The following is a 19,829-nucleotide window of genomic DNA, read 5'->3' as shown; positions in this document are numbered from 1 at the left end:
CCGCCGGCTATTCGCAGGGCGGGTAGATCACGTCGGTCGGCCGGGCGGAAGACGGGCCGTCGACCCGCCAGCCTTCGCCGTCGCGCACAAACCGGTACCACCGTTCGTCACGGCCGTAGCGCAGTTGCAGATCGCCCTGGGTGATCCGGTTCCGCCAGGTCTTGGGCTCTTCCGGCAATCCCGACTCGGCGAGGTCCGCCCTGGCCTGGGCGAGCGGCGCCTGCCCCGGCCGCCACGCCTCCCGGACCACCGCCATCCCGCCCCGGCCCGCCTCACGCCAGGCCTGCGCCCACAGGGCCAGATCCCGCACCGCCACCCCGGCCGCTTCGGCGAGTTCGGCGATCACATGCGGGTCACTCGCCGCCGCGCGGCGCGCGAGGTCTTCCTCGAACGACAGCTCCACTTCACGCTCGGGCCCCATGACCAGCAGCTCCCAGGCCCTCGCGGCGGCGTCGGCCGCCAGTTCGACGAACATTTCGCCGCTCCAGCCGGTGCGGTGCGGCGGGTCGACGTCGAGGACCGCGGGCGGTCCGACCGTGCCCGGGACAGCCGGCCGCGGCGGGAGCGCGGCGATCCGCCGGGTGTACGCGCGTTTCGGGTCCACTCCGGGCGCGGCGGGGGCGCGCACCCGCTTGCCCGGCTCGCTCGCGGGCGCGCGGCGGGACCTCAGTTCCGCGAGCACGGCCTCCCTCGGCCTGCCGCGCAACAGGAACAGCACGAACGGATCGGCGTCGACCTCGTCCGCGACCAGGTAGTACACCGCGGCGACGTGCTTGCACGGGTTCGCGCTGTCGGGACAGGAGCACTTCGGGCGCAGATCTCCGGGACCCGGCAGCAGATCCGCGCCGGCGGCTCGAGCGTCCTCGGCCAGCTCACCGGGCAGCTCGCCGTCGAGGAGGGCGGCGACGTGCCCGAGCCGGGAGCCGACCATCCCGAGCAGGCTCTCCCACTGCTGTCCGGTGAACGCCCGCATGTGGATGGTCACCCGGTACGGCACCGCCCGGCTGCCCTGCACCCAGGCCGTCACCTCGCCCTCGCCGACCGCGAGCTTGCTGACCGTGCCCTTGCGCGCGTACGTCCGCCCGCGCGGCAAGCGGTTCGGATCGAGTTTGGCGCGTTCCTCCAGGGCCTCGACCCACGCCTTACCCCACCACGTGTTGCCGAAGGTGCGCCGTTTCCGCCCTGTCGCGCTCGGCATCAGGTCCCCCCAAGCCGGACGAGGTCGGCGAGTTCGTCGTCGGACAGTTCGGTGATCCAGTTCTCGCCCGCGCCGATGACCGCGTCCGCCAGCCCGCGTTTCGTCTCCAGCACCTTGGCGATGCGCTCCTCGAGCGTGCCCTCGGCGATCAGCCGGTGCACCTGGACCGGCCGGTCCTGCCCGATCCGGTACGCGCGGTCGGTGGCCTGGTCCTCGACCGCCGGGTTCCACCAGCGGTCGTAGTGGATCACGTGGGTGGCCTTGGTCAGGTTGAGCCCGACCCCGCCCGCCTTGAGCGAGAGCAGGAACACCGGCACCTCGCCGGCCTGGAACCGGGCGACCATGTCCTCCCGGACCTTGGGCGTGCTCGACCCGGACAGCAGCATCGTCGGCAGCCCGCGTTCGGCCAGGCGTTTCTCCAGCAGGCGGCACAGCTGGACGTACTGGCTGAACACGAGCACACTGTCGCCCTCGTCGAGGATGACGTCGAGCAGCTCTTCGAACGCGGCGAGCTTGCCGGACCGGCCGTGCAGCACCCCGGGTTCCTTGAGGTACTGCGCCGGATGGTTGCAGATCTGCTTGAGCTCGGTGAGCAGTTTGAGCACCTGCCCACGCCGGGCCACGCCGTCCAGCTCGCGGATCATCGCGAGGTTCTCCCGGACCACGGCCTCGTACAGCGTCGTCTGCTCGGCGGTGAGCGGGACGAACCGGTCGGTCTCGGTCTTGCGCGGCAACTCGGGGGCGATGTCCGGATCGGTCTTCTTGCGGCGCAACAGGAACGGCCGGACCGTCGTGGCCAGCCGTTCGGTGGCGGCGACGTCACGGTCGCGTTCGATCGGGCGGGCCACCTTGCGGCGGAACCCGTCGAGCGAACCGAGCAGGCCCGGCGTCGTCCAGTCGATGATGGACCACAGTTCGGTGAGCCGGTTCTCCATCGGCGTCCCGGTCAGCGCGACCTTCGCGGCGGCCGGGATCTTCCGCAATTCCTTGGCGGTGGCCGAAAGCGGGTTCTTGACGTGCTGCGCCTCGTCGGCGGCGATCATCCCCCAGTCCACTTCGGACAGTGTTTCACGATCCCGGCGGAGGACGCCGTACGTGGCGAGCACGACTTCGTCCGGCGCGACCTCGTCGAGATGCCGCCCGCCACCGTGGAACCGGCGTACCGGGATGTCCGGCGCGAACCGGGCGAACTCACGTTCCCAGTTGCCCAGCAACGACGTCGGGCACAGGACGAGGGTGGGGCCTTCGCCGAGGGGACGGCGGTGCAGGTGCAGGGAGATGAGCTGGATCGTCTTGCCGAGCCCCATGTCGTCGGCGAGGCAGGCGCCGAGACCGAGGCCGGTCATCGTCGCCAGCCAAGCCAGCCCCGCCTTCTGATAGGGCCGCAGGGTGGCCTTCAGATCCGCGGGTTGCTCGATCGGTTCCGCGGCGCTTTCCCGGATTCGCTGGAGCAGCCCCGTCAGCGCCGATGGCGCGGTGAACTCGACCTTTTCGCCGTCCAGCTCCAATTCGCCGGTGAGCGCCGCGGCGAGCGCCTCGGCCCCGGACAGCTTCTTCGCGCGGTGAGCACGCACCTTGGCGAGCAGGCGCGCGTCGACCTTGACCCATTTGCCCCGCAGCCGTACCAGCGGCCGCTTCGCCTCCGCGAGCGCCGTGACCTCGGCGTCGGTGAGGTCCTCGTCGCCGAGGCTCAGCCGCCAGCGGAACTGAAGCAGGCTCTTGAGCGTGAACTCGGGCCCGGTGACACTGCCAGGGGCCTGCGTCGCGCTCGCCTTCGCCTTGAGCTCGCCCGCGAAGAGGTCCTTTGGCCACTGCACTTCGATGCCGGCGCCGCCCAGCGCCGCGTCCCCGTGGGTCAGCAGGTCGACGACCTCGTCGTACTCGAGTGTCAGCCCGGTCGGCGCGGCGGACCGGAGCATGCGGCCGAGCGGCGCCCATGCCCTGGCGCCCCGGCGGAGGCCGAGCAGCAACTGCGTCTCGACCTGCTCGCCCATCCGTTCCAGCACCGCTTCGGGCGCGTCCCACAGCGTCGCCGCCTCGACGATCAGGCTCGGATCCGCGGCACTCCGCACCGCGAGGACCGCGGCGAACGTGGGTTCTTCTTCGGGGTTCTCGGGCTCGTGCACCTCCATGCGCAGGACGAGATGCGCGCCCTGCGCCTGCCGGGCGCTCAGTTCCGCCAGCCACGCGGCACCGTCCGGCCCGACCAGCGTCGGCTCGGTCGCGGCGAACGCCGGACCGCCCGCCGCGACGCTCGCGGCGGGCGTGCGGACCAGCACGTCCGCCGTCGCGTCCCAGAGCGCGCGGATCAACGACTCCGGCGAATGCAGGCGGATCCGCTTCAGCCCGGACAACGGCAGCGCGTGCGCCTCGGGAGGCAGCGCGGCGGCGAGCCCGCGCAGCATCTCCTCGTCGGCGACGTCGAGCGGCCCGACCCGCCACGAATCCACCCCGCCGGGTGAGGCCGCGGGCAGCAGCCTGCCGCGGGCGATGAGGTTCACCCCGGCTTCGGTGACGGCCGACCACGCGGCGATGGCCGGGCTCAAGTCGCCGTCCGCGGTGAGCAGCCGCGGAATCGCGCGTGACAACGGGACGAGTGCCGCGTCGACCTTCGTGCGCCGGAAGACCTTCCCCACCGGCAGCACGAGTTCGATCGCGGTGTCACCCGCTACGCCGTCTCCCCAGAGCGCCAGCACGCCGTCCCGCGGGGGATCCGAGGGGACGAAGGTGGCCTGGGTTCCTGTGCCGAACTCCACGCCCAGCACGCTAGAGCACCGGACCGACAGGCCGCGGGCGGCGGTGCTATGAAAGGTCCTTTCCTTGCAAAATTTGCAAGGAAAGGACCTTTCATAGCACGCGGAAGGGGCGTGACCGGGACTTTCACGACCCGGCTTTCAGGACCGGGGCAGCCCCAGCAACCGCTCGGCCGTCAGCGACAGCAGCACCTGAGTCGTCCCGCCCGCGATACTGAGGCACCGGGTCAGCAGGAACTCGTGCTGCGCGGGGTCGCCGGCGACGAGCGCGTTCTCCCCCAAAGCCTCCAGCGCGAACTCCGCCACAGCCTGCCGATGCCGCACACCCAGCAGCTTGCGCACACTCGACTCGGCACCCGGATCCTGGCCGTCGAGCCGCCGCAGCGTCGCCCGCAGGTCCAGGACCGAACACGCGCTGCCGTCGGCGATCAGCGCGCCGAGCCGCTCCCGATCGGCGTCGTCGCCCAGGGTGGCGAGCAGATTCTCGACCCCCTCCCCCACCGCCGATCCGCTCCCGAGGGCGACGCGCTCGTTCGCCAGCGTCGTCCGCGCGAGCCGCCAGCCGCCGTCGACCTCCCCGACCACCATCTCGTCCGGGACGAACACGTTGTCGAGGAACACCTCGTTGAAGACGGCGTCGCCGGTGATCTCGCGCAGCGGGCGTGTGCTGATCCCGTCCGCGGTCATGTCGACGAGGAAGTAGGTGATCCCCTTGTGCTTCGGCGCGTCCAGATCGGTGCGCGCCAGGCAGATCGCCCAATCGGCTTCGCGCGCGAGCGAGGTCCACACCTTCTGGCCGTTCAGCAGCCATCCGCCGTCGACGCGGCGGGCCGTCGTGCGGAGCGACGCGAGGTCGGAGCCCGCCTCGGGCTCGCTGAACAACTGGCACCAGGTGATCTCGCCGCGCAACGTGGGCGCGGCGAACCGTTCGCGCTGTTCCACCGAGCCGTGTTCCAGCAGGGTCGGGATCGCCCAGGCGCCGATCACCAGGTCGGGACGGCGGATGTCCGCGGCGGCGAGGGCGGCGTCGATCCGCAGTTGCTCGGCCGCGGCGGCGCCTCTGCCGTACGGCGCGGGCCAATGCGGGGCCAGCAGTCCCGAATCCGCCAATGCGACCCGGCGTTCCGGCTCGGGTAAGGCGGAGATTTCGCCTACCAGGTCACGGAGTCCGGTGTCCTCACCGACGTCGACGCTCAACGTCCGGCGGTCGCCGCGCAGCGCGAGTTCGGCCGCGCGACGACGCCAGCGGGCGGAACCACCCAGCCATTGCCGCAGCGCCACCGCGCGCCGCAGATAGAAATGCGCGTCATGCTCCCAGGTGAATCCGATACCGCCGAGGACCTGAATGCAGTCCTTCGCGTTGGCCACGGCCGCGTCGAGCGCGTAGGCCGCCGCGGTCGCCGCCGCGAGGGCGTGCTGCGCCGGGTCTTCGGCCGCTCTCGCCGCGTCCCACGCGAGCGCGTCGGTGGCTTCGGCCCGGCACAGCATTTCCGCGCACAGATGCTTGATCGCCTGGAATGACCCGATCGGACGGCCGAACTGTTCCCGCACTTTCGCGTACTCGACGGCGATCCGAAGACACCATCGTGCGATCCCCGCGGCTTCCGCGGCGCCGAGTGTGGCGGCGTGGGAATCCACTGGCAGCGCCTCGAAAACCGCTTCGGGCCGCACCTTCACGCACCGGACCCGGCCGACCGGCCGGGAGACGTCGAACGGCTCGCACCGCTCGATGTCCACTCCGGACGCTCCGGGTGGGATGAGCGCGGAGACGTCGCCGTCGGAGACCAGCGTCCACGCCGACGGGTGAACGTCGAGAGCCGGGCCCGACTGGCCGTCGACCACCGAATCCGCGATACGAAACCCGCCGCCCAGCACCACCGCCATCCTTTCGGTCCCGTCCGCGAGACCGGGCAGGATCTCCTTGACGGCCTGGGGAACCGTCGCGAGCAACGCGCCGCCCAACGCGGTCCCGAGGACCGGACCGGGCACGAGTGCTTCGGCCGCTTCGGCGAGCCCGGCGGCCAGATCGGCCAGCGTGCCGCCTGCCCCGCCGACGTCTTCGGGAATCGCCACGCCGAACAGGCCGAGTTCCGCCAGCCCTGGTGGCGGCTCGGTGATCCGGCCACTTCGGACGGCGTCGACGGGACGGGCGGAAGCCGCCCAAGCGCGGATCGACGCGGCCAGGGCCGCCTGTTCCTCGGTGAGCGCGATCGACACGGGTGAGACCTCCTCGCCGGACCTACCCGCGAGTGTAGAACGTGTTACAGTTTCTTGCCCAGTGGGTCACGTCTTGAACAGTTCGTCCGCTTAGGTACGCTACGCGGGGAAAGTGGAACAAGTTCCGAAGATCGGTTCGACGAAGGGGGACGTGGCGATGCCAGGGAAGGCCAAGGCACCCACGAGCGCGAAGGCGCGAAGCGGCAATGGTCTCTCCGCGCTGGGCGGCGAGGAACTCGGCTCCGCGGCACAACGCGACCGGCGGCGCCGCATCATCGACGCGACCCTCACCCTCGCCGCGAAAGGCGGGTACGACGCGGTCCAGATGCGCGCGGTCGCCGAGAAGGCGGACGTCGCGCTCGGCACGCTGTACCGCTACTTCCCCTCGAAGATCCACCTGCTGGTTTCCGGGCTCGCCAGGGAATTCGAACGCGCGCAGGAGAAACTCGACCGCGCGGCGATCCCCGGCGATACCCCGAGCGAACGGCTGATGTTCGTCCTCGGCCGCAACACCCGGCTGATGCAGCGGGACCCGCACCTGACCGAAGCCATGGTCCGCGCGTTCATGTTCGCCGACACGACCGCCGCCGCCGAGGTCGAGCAGGTCGGGCGGCTGATGGAGAACATGTTCGCCAAGGCCATGGGCATCGAGGACCCGACCGAGGCCGATCGCGACATCTTCCACGTCATCGCAGACGTCTGGATGGCGAATCTGGTCGCCTGGGTGACGCGGCGCGCGTCGGCGGCCGACGTCGCGAACCGGCTCGAACTGTCGGTGCACCTGCTGCTGGACAAGAACGTCTGACCCGACGCTTCCCGTGCGATGAAGGGGCCTTTCATAGCAAATTTCGCTATGAAAGGCCCCTTCATCGCAGCGCCGAGGCGGGTCAGGCGGTCAGCTTCGGCAGCACGTCCCGTCCGAAGGTCTCGATGAACGCGTCCTGGTTCCGGCCCACGTTGTGGATGTAGATCCTGTTGAACCCGGCGTCGACGTACTTCTGCAGCGCCGCGCGGTGCACGTCCGGATCGGACGAGACGACCATGCGGCCCTCGAAGTCCTCACGCCGCACCAGTTTCGCCATCTGCGCGAAGTCGAACGGCGAGCGGATGTCGGCCTTCGGGAACTTCATGCCGCCGTTGGGCCACTGGTCGAGCGCGTTGGCCCACGCCGTCTCGTCGTCCTCGGCCCACGACAGGTGCACCTGCAGCAGCTTCGGCATCGAGTCCGGGTCCTTGCCGGCCTTCCGCGCGCCGGTGCCGAAGTTGTCGAGGATCCCCGCCAGCTTCTCGATCGACGCGCCCGGCGTGATCAGCCCGTCCGCGAGCTCACCGGTCTTGCGCGAGGTGTACGGACCGGCCGACGCGATGTAGATCGGTGGCGGCTCGTCCGGCAGTGTCCAGAGCCGGGTGGTGTGCAGTTTGAAGAACTCGCCGCTGTGCTTGACGTCTTTGCCGGTGAACAGCTTCCGGATGATCTCGAGCGCCTCGAACATCCGCCGTACGCGCTCGGGTGCTTCGGGCCAGTAACCGCCGATGATGTGCTCGTTGAGCGCTTCGCCGGAGCCGATGCCGAGCCAGGTCCGGCCGGGGTACGTCGCCTCCAGCGTCGCCGCGGCCTGCGCGACCATCGACGGGTGGAGCCGGAACGATGGGCAGGTCACGCCCGGCCCGAGGTCGCCGGTGGTGTTCTCCGCCAGCGACGCGAGCACGCTCCACACGAACGAGGCTTCACCCTGCTGAGGGACCCACGGCTGGAAGTGGTCGGCGGCCATCTGGCCGGAGAATCCGTGCTGTTCGGCCAGCGTCGCCAGCCGGATCGACTCGCGCGGCGAGAACTGCTCCAGTGCCGCGGCCAAGCCGATTTGAACCTCAGTCACGCCTGCTGCCCCTTTCGAAAGCTCTCGGCGACCTTCGCGAACTGGTCGAGTCGTTCCAGTGTCGCCGCTTCGGGCTCGGTCGGCAGGAAGAGCGTCGCCTCGTCGACGCCGCCCTCGGCCAGCCTGCCCAGCGCGTCCTCTTCCGGGGTGGCACCGAAGGCCGAGAACTTGAGGTCACTACGGCCCTTGTCCGCCAGCCTTTGACGAGCCCGGCGAAGCTCCTCCGGCGGGGTGTGGGCGTGCGGCAGCCAGCCGTCCCCGTACTTGGCGATCCGCTCCATCGCCTTCTGCCCCGCGCCACCGATGTAGATCGGCGGATGTGGCTTCTGCACCGGCTTCGGCCACGCGAAGATCGGATCGTAGTCGATGTGCTCGCCGTGGAATTCGGCCTCGTCCTTCGTCCAGATCTCCTTCAGCGCCGCGAGTTGCTCGTCGACGAGCGCGCCGCGAGTGCGTGGATCGGTGCCGTGATTGCGCATTTCCTCCCGGTTCCATCCGACGCCGACGCCGAAGACGAACCGGCCTCGCGAGACCAGGTCCAGCGAAGCGACCTCTTTCGCCGTGTGGATGACGTCGCGTTGCTGCAGCAACGCGACGCCCGTGCCCAGCTTCAGGTTCGAAGTGGCCCCGGCGGCCGCCGTCAACGCGACGAACGGGTCCAAGGTCCGGTAGTACACGCGCGGCAGTTCGCCACCGCCCGGGTAGGGCGTTTCCCGGCTGACCGGGATATGCGAATGCTCCGCGATGTGGAGCGAGCTGGACCCGCGCTCTTCGGCGGCCGCGGCGAGGACGTCCGGTCTGATGCCTTCATCGGTGATGAAGGTGGCGACTCCGATCTCCATGTCCAGCAACTACCCGGACACGCGCCGCGATATTCCCAGGCCGCTACACGTTTCGCCGGTACTGCCCGCCCACCTCGAAGAAGGCCTCGGTGATCTGGCCGAGCGAGCACACCCGCGCCGCGTCCATCAGGACACCGAACAGGTTGCCGCCCCGGGTCGCGGCCTCGCGCAGTGTCTTGAGCGCGACCTGCGCCTCGGCCTGGTGCCGGTGCTGGAAGTCCTCGAGCCGCTCCAGCTGCGAACGCTTCTCGTCCTCGGTCGCCCGCGCGAGTTCGACCTCGACGTCGTTTTCGCCGCCGTTCGGGTTGCGGAAGGTGTTGACGCCGATGATCGGCAGTGTGCCGTCGTGCTTCTGGCGTTCGTACAGAATCGACTCGTCCTGGATCTTGCCGCGCTGGTAGCCGGTCTCCATCGCGCCCAGCACGCCGCCGCGTTCGGAGATCCGGTCGAACTCCAGCAGCACGGCCTCTTCCACCAGATCGGTCAGCTCGTCGATGATGAACGAGCCCTGCAACGGGTTCTCGTTCTTCGACAGGCCCCATTCCTTGTTGATGATCATCTGGATGGCCATCGCGCGCCGCACCGAGCTCTCCGACGGCGTGGTGATCGCCTCGTCGAAAGCGTTGGTGTGCAGGGAGTTCGCGTTGTCGTAGAGGGCGCACAGCGCCTGCAGCGTGGTCCGGATGTCGTTGAAGCTCATCTCCTGCGCGTGCAGCGACCGGCCGGAGGTCTGCACGTGGTACTTGAGCTTCTGCGAGCGCTCGTTGGCGCCGTAGCGCTCCCGCATCGCGACCGCCCAGATCCGGCGCGCGACCCGGCCCAGCACCGAGTACTCGGCGTCCATGCCGTTGGAGAAGAAGAACGACAGGTTGGGCGCGAAGTCGTCGATGTCCATCCCGCGCGCGAGGTAGCTCTCGACGTAGGCGAAACCGTTCGACAGGGTGAACGCCAGCTGCGAGATCGGGTTCGCCCCGGCCTCGGCGATGTGATAGCCGGAGATCGACACCGAGTAGAAGTTCCGGACGCCGTGCTCGATGAACCATTCCTGGATGTCGGCCATCATGCGCAGGCTGAACTCGGTGGAGAAGATGCAGGTGTTCTGCCCCTGGTCCTCCTTGAGGATGTCCGCCTGCACGGTGCCGCGGACGTTGCGGAGCGCCCACTCGCGCAGTTCGGCGGCCTCGGCGTCGGACGGCTCGCGGCCGTGCTCGGCCTTGAACGCCGCCATCCGCTGGTCGATCGCGGTGTTGAGGAAGAACGCGAGGATCGTCGGCGCCGGGCCGTTGATCGTCATCGACACCGACGTGCTCGGCGAGGTCAGGTCGAAACCGTCGTAGAGCACCTTCATGTCTTCGAGCGTCGCGATGGAGACGCCGGAGGTGCCGACCTTGCCGTAGATGTCGGGCCGGGTGTGCGGGTCGTGCCCGTACAGCGTCACCGAGTCGAAGGCGGTCGAAAGGCGCTTCGCCTCGGAGTCGGCCGAAAGGAGCTTGAACCGCTTGTTGGTGCGGAACGGGTCGCCCTCGCCCGCGAACATCCGCGCCGGGTCTTCACCCTCGCGCTTGAACGGGAAAACGCCCGCGGTGTAAGGGAAGTAACCGGGAAGGTGCTCGCGGCGCAGGAACGACAGCAGCTCGCCGGACTCGGTGTAGCGCGGCAGCGCCACGCGCGGGATCCGGTTGCCGGACAGCGTGTCGCGCCAGAGCTGGGTGCGCAGTTCCTTGTCGCGGATCTTCACGACCAGCTCGTCGGCGCGGTAGGACTTGGCGAGTTCCCGGAACCGGGCCAGCAGCTTCGTCGTTTCACCGTCCACATCGGACTCGGCGGCGGCGAGCAGGCCGTCGAGCGCGTCGGTGCTCGCGTCGGCGGCGGCCAGCGCCTCCTTGGCGGCGGCGAGGTGCTCGCGTTTGCGCAGGGCGGCGACCTGCTGCTCGGTCTTGGCGTGGTAACCCCGGACGGTCTCGGAGATCTCCGCGAGATAGCGCGTCCGGTTGGCCGGGATGATCGTGCTGGCGTCGGTGGACACCTTGCCCTCGACCTTCGGGAGCACGCCTGCCGAGACGGTCAGGCCACGCTCGGCGAGGGTGTCGCGCAGGTGCTGGTAGAGCGCGGTGACGCCGTCGTCGTTGAACTTCGCGGCGCTGGTGCCGTAGACCGGCATGTCCTCGGGCGAGGAGCTGAACGCCTCGCGGTTGCGCACGAGCTGGCGCGCGACGTCGCGGCGGGCGTCTTCGGCGCCGCGGCGCTCGAACTTGTTGATCGCCACCGCGTCGGCGAAGTCGAGCATGTCGATCTTCTCCAGCTGCGACGCCGCGCCGAACTCCGGCGTCATGACATACAGCGACTGGTCCACGTAGTCGACGATGCCGGCGTCGCCCTGGCCGATACCGGGCGTCTCGACGATCACCAGGTCGAATCCGGCGGCCTTGCACGCGAGGATGGACTCGGAGAGCCCGCTGGGGATCTCGCCGCTGGTGGTCCGCGTGGCGAGCGAACGGAAGTAGACCGGGCTGCCGTCGAGGCAGTTCATCCGGATGCGGTCGCCGAGCAGCGCTCCCCCGCCCTTGCGGCGCGACGGGTCGACGGCGAGCACGGCGATGCGGAGCTTGTCCTCCTGGTCCAGCCGGAACCGGCGGATCAGTTCGTCGGTGAGCGAGGACTTGCCGGAACCACCCGTCCCGGTGATGCCGAGGACCGGCACCGTCCGCGACTTGGCGGCCTCGGTGATCTTGTCGAGCGCGTCCTGCGGCAGCGCCTCGCGCTGAAGCTGCGTGATGACCCGGGACAGCGCCGGGATGTCCCCCGAAAGCAGCTTGTCCAGCGAGCCGGGCGACTGCGCGGACAGGTCCGTGTCGCAGGCCTTGATCATCAGGTTGATCATGCCCGGGAGGCCCATCTCGTAGCCGTCCTCCGGCGAGAAGATCCGCGCCACGCCCCGGGAGTGCAGCAGGTCGATCTCCTCGCGGACGATGACCCCGCCGCCACCGCCGAACACCTTGATATGCCCCGCGCCGCGCTCGTTGAGCAGCTCGACCAGGTAGCTGAAGTACTCGACGTGCCCGCCCTGGTAGGCGCTGATGGCCACACCCTGGACGTCCTCGGCGATGGCCGCGGTGGCGACCTCGTCGACCGACCGGTTGTGCCCGAGGTGCACGACCTCCGCGCCCTGCGACTGCAGGATGCGCCGCATGATGTTGATGGACGCGTCGTGCCCGTCGAAGAGGCTCGACGCCGTCACGAAACGAACGGGGTTCACGGGCCGGTGCAGGTCGCTGCTCATCCCTCCAAAATACTTGGACTTCCTACTGTTTTAAACCCATCCACTCGCGTGATGACGCTCTCACTCGTCCTTGACAGATCGACTCGCACCAGTATATTCAACCTAAGGGTTAAACAACCGATTGATTGAGCAGCGATGACCACTGATCAGCTCAGCGCCACGTTCGCCGCACTGGCGGACCCCACCCGGCGGGCGATCCTCGCCCGGCTGGCCACCGGCGAGGCCGGCGTCAACGAGCTGGCCGAACCCTTTCCGGTCAGCCTCCAAGCCATCTCCAAGCATCTCAAGGTCCTCGAGCGCGCGGGCTTGATCAGCCGGAGCCGGACCGCGCAATGGCGGCCCTGCCGGCTGGAGGCCGCCCCGCTCGGCGACGTCTCCGAGTGGGTCGAGCGCTACCGGCGCTTCTGGGAAGGCGGTTTCGACCGCATGGAAGAGCACCTCGCGGAACTGAGGAAAGGCGAACACAATGACTGAGACCGTCACCCTGCCGGAAGTCGTCTCGGCGGGCGAATGGCAGATCGCCCGAGACGCGTTGCTGGCCAAGGAAAAGGAGCTCACCCGCGCGGCGGACGCGATCGCCGCCGAACGGCGACGGCTGCCGATGGTCCGCTTCGACAGCACCTACGAATTCGACGGGCCCGAGGGCCGGGTCACCCTCCTCGACCTGTTCGAGGGGCGGCGGCAGCTGATCATCTACCACTTCATGCTCGCCCCCGGGCAGAAGGCGGGCTGCCCCGGCTGCTCGATGGTCGTGGACAACATCGGTCACCTCGCCCACCTGCACGCCCGCGACACCACGCTGTACGTCGTCGCGCCGGCGACACTGCCCGAGATCGAGCGGTACAAGGAGCGGATGGGCTGGACCGTCCCGTGGGTCTCGACCGCCGACGGCTTCAACCCGGACTGCGGCATCGACGGCGGGTTCGGCATCAGTGTCTTCCTGCGCGACGGCGACGAGGTGTACCGGACGTACTTCACCACCGGTCGCGGCGGGGACCAGCTGGTGGGAACGCTGCGATACCTGGACCTGACCCCGTTCGGGCGGCAGGAGGCCTGGGAGGAGTCCGGCCGCGGGACAGACGGCCCCGGGCACTGGTGGAAGCGGCACGACGAGTACTGAGCCCTGCCGCATTTAGTCCTCTGAATGCGCCCCGAGCGCATCGAGAGGACTAAATGCGGGAGGCATGTCGAGAACCCCGCGCCCGCTCCGACCCCTCGGTGTCCGGCGCCCGGAAGGCGGGCGCCACACCGGAGGGATCAAGCCATGCGCAAGCTCGTCTACGCCGTCCACACCTCGCTCGACGGCCGCATCGAAGGCCCGGAGGGCGAGTTCGACTGGACCACGATGGGCCCGGAGCTTTCCGCCCACTCCCAGGAACTGGTCGACCGCGCCGACACCTTCGTCTACGGACGACGGGTCTGGGACATGATGGCGTCGTACTGGCCGCAGGCCGAATCGATCTCCGACGACCCGCACGATCTGCGGTTCGCCCCGATCTGGCGGAAGACGCCGAAGATCGTCTTCTCCAGGACGCTGGAGAACGCGGACTGGGGCACCGAAGTCGTGGCGGGTGACCTCGCCGAACGCGCGGCCGAACTCAAGGGCAGGCCCGGTAAGGATCTGCTGCTGATGGGCGGGGCCGAGCTGGCCACCGCGCTCGCCGACCACGGCCTGATCGACGAGTTCCACGTCGTCGTGCACCCGGTGGTACTCGGCGGCGGCAAGCAGGTGTTCGCGGGCGGAGCGCGCACGGACCTGCGGCTGACCGGCACCCGGACGATGGACGGGCGCGCGGTACTGCTGACCTACGAAGCGAAGTGAGGTGAGGTGAACCCCCTGGGCGGCAGCCCCTACGCTGCCGCCGTCAGGTTCACCTCGCGTTGCTCGCGCGCAAGGCGATCCACTGCCGCATCGCGTACTCGACCAGCGTGATCAGTGTCTGCTTCGTCGACTCCCGTTCCCGGGCGTCGCAGCGGACGATCGGGATGTTGGGGTCGATCGACAGCGCTTCACGCACGTCGTTGATGTCGTGCTCGAGGATGCCGTCGAAGGTGTTCACCCCGACGATATAAGGCAGGCCCCGGTCCTCGAAGAAGTCGATCGGCGCGAACGAGTCGGCCAGCCGTCGCGTGTCGGCCAGCACCACGGCGCCGATCGCGCCGCGGACGAGGTCGTCCCACATGAACCAGAACCGCTGCTGCCCGGGCGTGCCGAACAGGTAGAGGATCAGGTCCGCGTCCAGGGAGACCCGGCCGAAGTCCATCGCGACCGTGGTGGTCGATTTGTTGGGCGTCTGGTCGAGGTTGTCGATCCCCCGACTGGCGTCCGTCATCATCGCCTCGGTGGTGAGCGGGACGATCTCCGACACCGAACCGACGAAGGTCGTCTTACCCGCACCGAAGCCACCCGCCACGACGATCTTCGCGGATGTCATGGTCGGGGGCGCGGTTTCCCGCGGTGCCTTAAAGCCGACGGAGTCCACTCAAAACCCTTTCCATCAACACCAGATGTGCCTCGGCGCCGTCATTGCCCGAAATCGTCTTGTGCACGCTGACCAGTCCCGCGTCCGCCGCGTCGCTGATCAGCACGCGCGCCACACCCAGCGGCACGCGCAGGGTCGCCGCGATCTCGGCGACCGAACGCGGGGTGCGGCACTCCTCGATGATCGAAACGCACTCGATCTGGTCCGCGGCGGCCGCGGGGAGGCTACCCGCGGCGACGTGGTCCTTGGTGGAGATGAGGGTCTCCAGCTCGAGAGCGTAGTTCGCCTTGGTCCGGCCCCCGGTGAGGGCATAGGGACGGACGATCGCCGTCTCTTCGAGCGGCGACGGCGCCTGCTCGAAGACGGCGGGCATGATGAACTCGCCGCTGGGCGGGCCCGGGTCGAAAAGACCACCTGGTCTCGGCCCGACGGCGCCTGCGCCGCTGTCGGGTGGAGAAGCAAGTGAGGTCACGCGGTCTCCTTGATCGGTCGGCTGCGGGACTGCCGATTCCCCGGTGGCGGGTGTTCCGCCCGCCCGGGAATCCTGAGGGTGCTTGTTCTTCTTGCGCTTCCGACGACCACGTCCCGAATCCAGGGTGAAGCCGTTCAGGACGTCGGCGAAGGTGCCGTCGTCCCGTGAACCGGCAGCATGGGCAGCCCCCGCGTGCGGAGGCTGGTGTTCACCCGTCCCCGGCGGTTCGCCGAAGGATCCGGACCCGGTGCTCATCGGGACATCATCCCACCGGTTCGCCGATCAGCGACCCACCGGCGCCCTGCAATTGTGCGCGAAGTTCCGGGGTGAGGATCTGGCCGACGCGATCGACGAGCATCGTCATCTCGTAGGCGACCTGTCCGATGTCGCAGTTCGGGGCGGCGAGGATGGCCAGGCAGGAACCGTCACTGATGGACATCAGCACCATGATGCCGAGTTCCATCTCGACGACGGTCTCGTTGACCGCGCCCGCCTCGAAACATCGCGCGGCGCCCTGGGTCAGGCTGACCAGGCCGGACGCGACGGCGGCCAGCTGGTCGGCCCGGTCCAGCGGGAGCCTGCTGGACGCGGTGAGCAGGAGGCCGTCCGCCGACACCACCACGGCGTGCGCCACTCCGGGTACCCGCTCGGCGAAGTCGTTGACCAGCCACCCGAACTGGTTCTGCTGGGGCTGGGCCGGGTTCGGCGAGGTCATTCACCCTCCAGGGTTTCGTGGTTGGCTTCGGTCGCCTGGGCCGTGCGGTGCCGTCCGCGCTGGATGCCCTGCTGGAAACTGCTCAGGCGACCGCGCACGTCGTGCGCGTCTCGCTGTGGTCGGGGGGTGACCGCCCCGGCGGGCGGTCCCGCGCTGCCCGGGAGCAGTTGCTCCCCGCGACGGCGCCTGGGTAATCCTGCCGAAGTCATCAGCGAGGGCACGGACTGGGACACCGCTTGGGCCGCTTTCCAGCCTTCGTCGGAGCCGAAGTTCCAGGCGTCCGTCCGCTCGGGGGCGGCGACCGGTTCCGGTTCCGGGCTCGCTGCCTGCGGTTTCCTGCTCGGCAGCGCGGCGGGCGGGACCGCCGGACGCGCGGCCGTCTCCGGCGCCTTCGACGGCTCGGGCGCCGCTGCCTGCTCGGCCTTCGCGTCCGGCTGGGCGGTGGCAGGCTTCGTGGCGACGGGCTCGGTGGTGGCCGGCGTGGCCTTGTCCGCCGCTTCCTTGCGTCCCCTCTTGACACCCTGCTGGAAGCTGCTCAGCCTGCCGCGCACGTTCGCCGGGTCGCGGACCGGCAGCTCCGCCTTGGCCGCGGGTTCGGCGGCCGGGATCGACGACGCCGCGCTACCCGGCAGAAGCTGCTCGCCCTTGCGGCGACGCGGCAACCCGGCCTGGGTGAACGTCGACGGGGCATTCTGGGAGACCTCCTGCACCGTGCGGAAGGCCTTATCGCTGGCGAAGTCCCAGGTGCGGGCCTCCTGCTCGGCGGTCGGAGCGGGCTCGGCCGTCTTCTTCTCTTCGGGTGCCTTCGTCCCCGGCTTCGCCTTCTTGCCCGCGGGCTTTTCCGGAGCGGGCGCGGGCGAACGGAACCACGCCGAGAGCATCTCGTCGAAGATCGGCGTCGTCTCCGACGCGGTGGGCGGCGGCGGGGTCGCCGGGGCCGGCGGCGTGGTCGCCTGGTTCCACCATTCGCTCAGCGTGGTGTTGTTCTTGGCCTCGAACAGTTCCTTGCCGCTGGGCAGATCGCCTTCCGCCGGGGCGGGCTTCTCCGCTTCCTTGGCGACCGGCTCGGGCTCGGCGGCGGGTTCCGGTTCGGGGCGGCGGGGTTCCGGCGCGGGCGGCGGTGTCGTCGTCTCGTCCCGGGGAATCGGGCTGAACAGCGCCGTTCCCGAAATCTCCAGATCGGACGGCGGCCGCGACTCCTTGGGACCGTGCCCGTTGACCGCGGGCTTGGTGTGGCCCGCCAGATCTTTCGCCGACGGCCACCGCTCCCCACCTTGCGAGGGCACGCCCGGCATCGCGGGGCGCGAACCGTTCGTGGGCCGCTGGCGGCGGGGCAGGCCGCCCGGCTGCTGCGGCGGCAGCGGCGCGAGGCGCTGGGTGATCGGGCCGGTGGCGGGGCCGGGGTCTCCCCCGGGCGGGGCCATCACCAGGTCCGCCGGGACCGAGACGGTGGCGCGCACGCCGACGATGTCCTTGCCGCCGTGCAGCGAGACACCGATGCGGTGCCTGCTGGCCAGCCGCCCGACCACGAACAGGCCCATCCGGCGCGAAGTGGTGAGGTCGACGTTGGGCGCCTCGGTGAGCCGGGCGTTGGCCTCGGCGACCTCGGCCTCGTTCATGCCGATGCCCTTGTCGAGGATGTCGATGCCGAACGAGCCGTCTTCGACGAGCCTGGTCGCGACCGTCACCTGGGTTTCCGGGGCGGAGAAGGCCGTGGCGTTGTCCAGCAGTTCGGCGATCAGGCGCATCAGATCGTTGGCCGCGTACCCGACCAGCCGCACCGGCGGCGGATTCTGCACGGTGACCCGCTGGTACTGCTCGATCTCGGACACCGCCGCGCGCACCACGTCGGTGGCGGAGACCGGCTGCCCGGAGCGCCTGCCCGGCTCGGCGCCGGAGAGGACCATCAGGTTCTCGTTGTTGCGGCGCATGCGGGTGGCGAGGTGGTCCAGCTGGAACAGCGTGGCGAGCTGGTCTGCGTCCTCTTCGTCGCGCTCCAGCCGCTCGATCAGCTGCAGCTGCCGCTGCACGAGGCTCTGGCTGCGGCGGGAGAGGTTGACGAACACGTTGCTGTAGCCGGTCCGCATCGAGGCCTGCTCGGTGGCCAGGCGCAGTGCCTGGTGGTGCACCTTGTCGAAGGCCCTGGCGACTTCGCCGATCTCGTCGTCGCCGCCGACCGGGACCGGCCGCACGTCGGTGCCCTGCGAGCGCCCCTCCTGGATGTTGCGGACCGCGTCGGGCAGCTGCTTTTCGGCGACGTCGAGCGCGCTGGCGCGCAACACCTTCAGCGAGCGCAGCAGCTGGCGGGTGATGAGGAAGACGACGGCGACGGCGAGCACCATCGCGCCGAACAGCAGGACCGCGAGCAGGCCCGCGCCGCTGCTGGCGTCGTCGACCAGTTCGGCCGACACCGCGCTCGTCTCGGCACCGAATTTGTTCGCGACCTCGCCGACCTTGCCGATCACCGCGGCCGAGGCGTCGGTCCAGCCCTGCGCGGACAGCGAGCGGAAGGCTTGCGCGGACGGGGTTCCCTGTTCACCGAGGGCAGTTTTCGCGAGCCTGTCACGGTTTTCCATCGCTTGGCCGGTGACGGCGGCGCTGAACTCCTGGCGCTGCTGTTCCGAAGCGGCGGCACGGAAGTCGGTGAGGCGGTCGGCCAGCCGGAGTTCGGCGGTGCGCACCTGGTCGAGCTCGCTCGGCGCGAGACTCGACCGGGCGATGCCGAAGGAGACCAGAGCCTGGCTCAGCGAGAGCTGTTCCTTCATCATGGCGAGGTCGTGCAAGGCCGTGGGGGTGCCACCGAGGACGTCCTGGCCGGCACCGGCCGCCAGCGCGGTGTCGAGAGCGAGCAGCGCGGTGGTGACGTCGGTGTACTCACCGATCGCCTGGACGGGGTCGAGCTGTCCGGACGAGGCCCGCTGCCGGATGTCGGGCAGCCTGTCGAGCTGAGCGGCGGCCGCTTCCCGCGCCTGACGGAGCGACGGCTCGTTCTCCACCGCCCGGGTCGCGGCGGCGCCGTAGAGAGGGATGGCGGTGTCGACGTCGGCGCGGGCCGAGGCGAGCTCGAGGGTCCCGCCGACGGTGCCGGCGGTCAGCCCCGCGGCGGACTGGGTGCGTTCGCGGCCGAGGCCGTCGGCGAGGGTGCGGATATGCCCGCTCAGCGCGACGAGCCGGTCCAGCCGCTGGTAGCCGTCGGACCGGCCGACCTGGCCGGCGATGGTGGCGATGCCCAGTGCGAGCGCGATGAGGATCGGCACCAGCGTCACGGCCGACAGCTTCACCGGCAGGCTCCAGTCCCGCCAGCGCACGAGCGTGCGCCAGCCGGTGGCCCACCGAGATGGCCGGGGAGTGCGTCCCAGCAGCTCCCCGACAGGCACTTGGCCTTCTCCTGCAACGGTCACGTAGGTGACTCCCTGTCCGGCGTCCTGGCACGGTCTGAGGCGCCCGTTCCCGTGAGGTACCTGCCTGCGGGGAACTCGGCCCCGGTCTGACCGCGTGATCGATCGCGACCTGAGGGACCCCGTCCGGGGATCCGGGTGTCCCCAGGAACCCCGGTCCACCTCAGGAGTTCTTGCACCTGCACGTGCAGGTCGCAACCTGCGAAGTGCATGGTCGTCGAGATCAACTTTTCTTTGCCAATCGATCACTGCGGGTCAGCCGGGCCAAAGAATCGTACACCAATCCCGGTGCCGTCAATTCTGTTCAGTACACGGCTGCTGACCAGCGAAAAGCGTGCGTCCGAACGATCTACCGGGCCGGAAAACCGCTCGCGCGTCACAAACGAGGGAATTCCGGTTACGGGTTGCGTGGATGCACAGGGTGCCCTAATCACCCGATCAGCCTACGTACGGTAGCCGCGTCGCCCGGTCGAACTACTTTCCGTGCCCCCAAAGGGTGGGTCAAGCCCAAATATGTGCCCGATGTTGTGGCCTTGCCGCCCAAGCCGGTTCGATATCGCCCCGACATGGTGATTTCTTTCGATACACCCGATG

14 protein-coding genes are annotated in these 19,829 nt (G+C 69.5%); 4 read left to right on the top strand and 10 right to left on the bottom strand.

Annotated features, from left to right (window positions below; all coding sequences use genetic code 11):
* Positions 1–7: 7 nt before the first annotated feature.
* From AC069H_RS22010 to AC069H_RS22000, 3 genes are all read right to left on the bottom strand, one after another.
* Positions 8–1,198, bottom strand: coding sequence for an SWIM zinc finger family protein (locus AC069H_RS22010; protein ID WP_478233637.1), 1,191 nt, complete (start codon positions 1,196–1,198; stop codon positions 8–10).
* Positions 1,198–3,954 (bottom strand): DEAD/DEAH box helicase, encoded by a 2,757-nt coding sequence (locus tag AC069H_RS22005; RefSeq protein WP_478233636.1) that lies wholly within the window; start codon positions 3,952–3,954, stop codon positions 1,198–1,200. The genes AC069H_RS22010 and AC069H_RS22005 overlap by 1 nt, the downstream gene beginning before the upstream one ends.
* Before the next feature lie 138 nt (positions 3,955–4,092).
* The gene (locus AC069H_RS22000; protein ID WP_478233635.1) at positions 4,093–6,168 is read right to left on the bottom strand and encodes an acyl-CoA dehydrogenase family protein; all 2,076 of its coding nucleotides are present in this window, start codon (positions 6,166–6,168) and stop codon (positions 4,093–4,095) included.
* 157 nt (positions 6,169–6,325) lie between these two features.
* Here AC069H_RS22000 and kstR point away from each other — a divergent pair, with 157 nt between their 5' ends.
* Complete coding sequence (kstR, locus tag AC069H_RS21995; RefSeq protein WP_038523880.1) at positions 6,326–6,973, top strand: cholesterol catabolism transcriptional regulator KstR; 648 nt, start codon at positions 6,326–6,328, stop codon at positions 6,971–6,973.
* An 82-nt stretch (positions 6,974–7,055) separates the two neighbouring features.
* On the opposite strand, the gene AC069H_RS21990 is transcribed toward kstR, so the two are convergent.
* From AC069H_RS21990 to icmF, 3 genes are read right to left on the bottom strand one after another with little or no spacing between them, the layout of a single operon-like run.
* The gene (locus AC069H_RS21990) at positions 7,056–8,045 is read right to left on the bottom strand and encodes a TIGR03557 family F420-dependent LLM class oxidoreductase (protein ID WP_478230031.1); all 990 of its coding nucleotides are present in this window, start codon (positions 8,043–8,045) and stop codon (positions 7,056–7,058) included.
* A complete protein-coding gene (locus tag AC069H_RS21985; protein ID WP_478233634.1) occupies positions 8,042–8,887 on the bottom strand; it encodes an LLM class F420-dependent oxidoreductase in 846 nt (281 codons plus the stop codon). The genes AC069H_RS21990 and AC069H_RS21985 overlap by 4 nt, the downstream gene beginning before the upstream one ends.
* A gap of 43 nt (positions 8,888–8,930) precedes the next feature.
* Positions 8,931–12,167, bottom strand: coding sequence for a fused isobutyryl-CoA mutase/GTPase IcmF (gene icmF / locus AC069H_RS21980; RefSeq protein ID WP_478233633.1), 3,237 nt, complete (start codon positions 12,165–12,167; stop codon positions 8,931–8,933).
* Between the two features lie 135 nt (positions 12,168–12,302).
* Between icmF and AC069H_RS21975 the strand changes: the two genes are divergently transcribed.
* From AC069H_RS21975 to AC069H_RS21965, 3 genes are all read left to right on the top strand, one after another.
* Positions 12,303–12,641 carry an ArsR/SmtB family transcription factor gene (locus tag AC069H_RS21975; protein WP_478230028.1) on the top strand — a complete coding sequence of 113 codons (339 nt, stop codon included), beginning with the start codon at positions 12,303–12,305 and terminating at the stop codon, positions 12,639–12,641.
* A complete protein-coding gene (locus tag AC069H_RS21970; RefSeq protein ID WP_478230027.1) occupies positions 12,634–13,287 on the top strand; it encodes a DUF899 domain-containing protein in 654 nt (217 codons plus the stop codon). Before AC069H_RS21975 ends, AC069H_RS21970 begins: the two co-directional genes overlap by 8 nt.
* Before the next feature lie 144 nt (positions 13,288–13,431).
* A complete protein-coding gene (locus AC069H_RS21965) occupies positions 13,432–13,989 on the top strand; it encodes a dihydrofolate reductase family protein (RefSeq protein ID WP_478233632.1) in 558 nt (185 codons plus the stop codon).
* A 49-nt stretch (positions 13,990–14,038) separates the two neighbouring features.
* On the opposite strand, the gene AC069H_RS21960 is transcribed toward AC069H_RS21965, so the two are convergent.
* From AC069H_RS21960 to AC069H_RS21945, 4 genes are read right to left on the bottom strand one after another with little or no spacing between them, the layout of a single operon-like run.
* Positions 14,039–14,602, bottom strand: a complete 564-nt coding sequence (locus tag AC069H_RS21960; protein ID WP_007033694.1) for a GTP-binding protein — start codon at positions 14,600–14,602, stop codon at positions 14,039–14,041.
* Between the two features lie 28 nt (positions 14,603–14,630).
* Entirely contained in the window at positions 14,631–15,377 is a 747-nt protein-coding gene (locus AC069H_RS21955) for a DUF742 domain-containing protein (protein WP_478233631.1), read from the bottom strand.
* 7 nt (positions 15,378–15,384) lie between these two features.
* Positions 15,385–15,837 carry a roadblock/LC7 domain-containing protein gene (locus AC069H_RS21950; protein WP_005166055.1) on the bottom strand — a complete coding sequence of 151 codons (453 nt, stop codon included), beginning with the start codon at positions 15,835–15,837 and terminating at the stop codon, positions 15,385–15,387.
* Positions 15,834–19,214: a sensor histidine kinase gene (locus AC069H_RS21945; RefSeq protein ID WP_478233630.1), complete on the bottom strand. Its 3,381-nt coding sequence runs from the start codon at positions 19,212–19,214 to the stop codon at positions 15,834–15,836. Before AC069H_RS21945 ends, AC069H_RS21950 begins: the two co-directional genes overlap by 4 nt.
* Positions 19,215–19,829: the final 615 nt, after the last annotated feature.

The sequence above is a fragment of the Amycolatopsis sp. NPDC043887 genome (genome assembly GCF_056435665.1).
Note: the sequence above shows the minus strand (reverse complement) of the source record. Positions and strands in the feature narration are given on the sequence as shown.